2 protein-coding genes are annotated in these 4,514 nt (G+C 28.6%); one reads left to right on the forward strand and one right to left on the reverse strand.

Features of this window, described 5'->3' with window-relative positions; genetic code table 4:
* Positions 1 to 127 precede the first annotated feature (127 nt).
* Positions 128 to 1,624 carry a glycoside hydrolase family 1 protein gene (locus tag C4B24_RS04440; RefSeq protein ID WP_131599572.1) on the reverse strand — a complete coding sequence of 499 codons (1,497 nt, stop codon included), beginning with the start codon at positions 1,622 to 1,624 and terminating at the stop codon, positions 128 to 130.
* Positions 1,625 to 2,051: 427 nt separating this feature from the next.
* On the opposite strand from C4B24_RS04440, the gene C4B24_RS04445 reads away from it, so the two are divergent.
* The coding region (locus C4B24_RS04445) for a hypothetical protein (RefSeq protein ID WP_131599573.1) at positions 2,052 to 4,514 on the forward strand (2,463 nt) is incomplete at its 3' end.

A 4,514-nucleotide genomic window follows, 5' to 3' on the forward strand; every position in this document is an offset into this window, starting at 1 on the left:
AGGGACTTTTCATTTGCCTATTTTGGATAATTGCATATGAAAAGTGCCTCACTTAAATTTTAACTCTAAGTGTTGCACTTTAAATTTCAATCGAGGAAACTAAGACATTAGTCCTAGTTTTTTTGCATTATTTTCAAAGTGAATTATTTTTATAATCTTTTTTTGCATCTTCTATATGTTTTTTATATTTTATTTCATCTAAAACAGCGCTTTTATTTTTTATAACAGATTTATATCAATTGAATGAAGCTTTTGGGTATCTATCAAGCGTTCCGCCTTCAAAATCAACTCCTACTAAACCATATTTCTTTCTATATCCTCCAGAAGGTGAAAAGATATCGCAATATGTTCAAAGTGAATAACCAATAAAAGGGATTCCTTCTTCAATAGCCTTTTGAACCTGAATGATATGCTCATTTAAAAAATCAATTCTATATTCGTCTTCAACAATTCCATCTTTTCTTTTGTCGAAGTATCCAATACCATTTTCAATTATCATTAATGGTTTATTATATCTTTCAAATAATGTTCTTGCCCCTGGGATAAGGTATTCTGGTTTGATTAATCATTTTCAATCTGTATACCTTTCATTTTTAGGAAAAACAACTCATGCTTTTTTTGTTATAAAAAAGCTTGGTTCATTAAATCATTCAATATTCTCTTCCATGCGTTTAGGAGAAGCTATAATGGCAGGTCTGTAATAGTTTCAACCAATCAAATCTAATGGATATTGTTTTAAAATTTCCATATCTCCATCCTCTACTATTTTTTCAATTCCCAATTCTTTTATTTCTTCTCAAAAACAGTTTGGATAAGTTCCTAAAATGTTTGGATCAAGGAATAATTTTAAATTATACTCATTAAAAATTTCTGCTGCTAAAATATCCTCCTTGTCATCTTTATCATAAGGTATTGCCGGATTTCAATCATGGTCAATTCCTAAAATAGCTGTTTCAATAATATAACCTCTTTTTTTAGCCTCTATAAAAGATTTTTTACAAAGAGCGCCCGTCATATTTAAAATGTGAACTGCACTTCAAAATTCTTTTGGATTACTTTTTAAAGGAGGGCTATAAGCATCTAAATAAGCAGATGTTGTGAATGTTGAATTTTCATCATTAACATATCATATATCTGTATATTTCCCCAATCTCTTAAAGACAACTTCAACAAATTCAATGAAATATTTTATAAAAATTCTATTTGAAACCCCTCCCATTTCTTCTAATCATAATGGTGTATCTCAATGGTAAAGAATCGGAATTGGCTTAATGCCATTTTCATTTAATGACTTGAATACATTTTCATAAAATTGGATTCCTTCTTCATTTGGTACTCCAGAACTATCTGGCATAATTCTTGCTCAATCCATATTATATGTAAAACCATTTACACCTAAATGTTTCATTATTTTAGCATCTTGCTCATAACGTTCATAAAAATTTGATGCTACATCTATAGAATTTATTTCTCTTGCAGCTTCGCCTTCTTTAGGTATGTAATAATTTTCTATTGTAAATTTATCCCAAATTGATTGTTTTCTTCCACCTTTATTTCTTCCACCTTCAATTTGAAATGAACATGTGGATGTTGAAAAAATAAAGTCGTTTTTGAATTTTTTCATTTTAGCTCCTTGTTATTTTGATTCAATATAAATTATATTATAAAAATAATTGTATATACAAATTATATTTTGGTATTGAATAATATCTTTAATAGCCACAACTTTAAGTTTTACTTTCTATTTTAGTTACTTAATTATATATAAGTAACAAGTAAAACTTCCTAACCATGTATTGAATACCAAGTCCTATAATTTCGTAATATAATTAGGTGTAAATTTTAAAATACAGTATTTAAAGTTATGAAAAAAATGGCAATATTAAGTTATTTTTTTCATATATTTTTTAATATATTATATGGATTTTAATAACCATATTAGTGAAATAAATCATTTATAATTTATTTATTACTATGTATTTTACATAGTTAAATTTATGTATGTGATAATATCATAATACAAATTAAATTAATAGGAGCAATATATAAATATGAAAAAAATAAATAAGAGAATATTAGTATCTGGTATTGGTACTACTATTATAGGGGTATCTACCTTAGCATTATCTGTAGGTATAAAAGATTATAAAGTGCAAGACAATCCATATGTAAATTCATTTAAGAGCACAAATAGTGTAATTTTAAATTATGCAGCTGGGCAATCACCTGACACTATACAAACACAAAATTTAACACTTTTAAAAAGAGAATTAGGTAAAGTAATAAAACTAAATAACCTTAATGAGAAAGCTAGCGAAATTGTGAAGAGAATAGTAGATGTGCAAACACTAAAAAAAGAAACAAACATAGACTTAACTGGAATAAATAATTCAACTTTTGCAATAACAACTACATCAGACATGGATGGTGTAATCGATTTAAGTGTAGTCATGGATACACCGGGAGCTAAAAAACCAAAATCATCACCAGTAAAAGCATTAATTAATAACATTAAGACTGCAAGTGGATTTGGAATTGAAGATGATTCTCCTAAACATAGTGACATGTATCACGCTTCACATACAACTACTCTTAATGTAGTTTCAAATGACCCCAACTCAACAGTTAGGGCTGATTTTGATTTCGCTACTGTTTCAACTCGTACAGTACAGCCTTCATTTCAAGAATTAGTTGCAATTACAAATGGTGCCGATAAAGATCTTTTTGAGGAAGTTAAGAAGAGGATTTTCCTTTCTAAGAAAAATGGTAAATGAGTTGATTTTAATGGTCTTATACAAGCTAAAGAGTTTACATCTGAAGCAAATGCCATTCAATTTTCAGCAAAAGGATGAGGTTCAAAGGGCATGAATACTGCTATTTTGAAAGTTTGAATTTCAAAAGAAGATGCTGCAACTGGTGAAGTTGAAATATCATTTAATTTATCTCAAACAAATCCAGGTGGGGAAGATGCTATAATTCTTAAAAGTTTATCTGCTCAAGGATTAAACCACGAATACAGTAAAGATTTAATAAAAGCACAAAATTACGAAAAATTACAAAAAATAATCAATATTGCTAAACCACTTTCTAAACCAAAAGGCACAGATGCTGAAATAGTTAAAAAAATACATGATTTAGTTACGCTTAAAGATGAATTGGGTATTGATTTATCAGGAATTACTGATTCTACTTTTGACATAAACTCAAGTTTAAATAGCGAAGGTTCTGTAGTAGTTAATATTGAAATGAACACTCCTGGAGCAAGAGAGCCAAAATCAAAAATTATTCCTATTATTTTTGAAGAATCTAAGAGCTTTAATAACTTTGTAATTTTAGATTCATCTCCAGTGGAATTTTGGAAACAATCTACAATTGACAAAACATTTACACAAGAAGTAACTATAAATAAATGAGGAGCATTAAGAGTTTCATTTGATGCTTCAATCGTTAATCAAAATAAAAGCAAACCAACTGTTAAGGATTTATTGAGTATCGTTAATGGTACTGACAAAACATTATTTTCTAGAATGCAAAAAGAAGTTACTTTAGAAATGAAGAATGGTAAGTGAATTAAGGCTGATGGAGTTGTAATGGGTAGCGAGATAACAACAAAAAACAATGCTATTAGAACATCTTTTTTTGGAAAGGGTGTTTCTAAAACAACTGAATTTGTTGCAAGGATTTGAGTTTCTAAATATGATCCAGCAACAAAAAAAGCACAAGTTTCTGTTAATTTCCATATGCATGACCAACCTAATGTTAATAATTCATCTATAATTCAAAACGTTACATTCCAGGCAATAAATGATATGCATTCCAAAAGTATTTTACATTTTAATAATTTAGATAAATTAAAAGATATCATCAATAAAACAAAGACAAAGGAGCTTTCTAATTTCGAAAAAGCAAGTGAAATAGCAGCTAGAATAACTGATGTAGCAAGTTTGAAGAAAGAACTGGGTATTGATTTATCTTCAATAAAAGGTTCGACTTTTGTAGTTAAAGCAAAAGGAAAAACAAGTGGTGAAATAGACTTAGAAATTAGTTTAAATACTATTGATGGTTCAAGTACTAAAACGGATATTGTGAAAAAAAGCTTAGGTCATATGAAAGACCAAACTATTGCAGTTAACATAAAACAAAGGGATAACCTTGCAAAAGTTAAGACAATTTTATCTGGAAAACCAACATTTAAAGTACCAACTGATAAAGCTAGTGCAATTGCTTCAAGAATTACAAGCGCTACTTTTCTTAAAAGTGAACTTGGAATAGATGTTACAACTACTGCTATAACGGGATCAAATTTTAACATTTCAGCAACAGGAGCAACAGATGGAACAATAACAATTTCTGTAGAAATGATAACAAATGGTGCGAGACACTCACATTCTCCACTGATAACACAAAAATTTAAGCAACTTTCAGACACAGAACTAGATGCAAACCAGTTACAAAAAGATAACTTAGCAAAACTTAATACTGCTTTAAATGGTGCAACAACTATTAAAGTACCA

This window comes from Mycoplasma marinum (genome assembly GCF_004335975.1).
GTDB lineage: Bacteria > Bacillota_I > Bacilli_A > Mycoplasmatales > Metamycoplasmataceae > Mycoplasma_K > Mycoplasma_K marinum.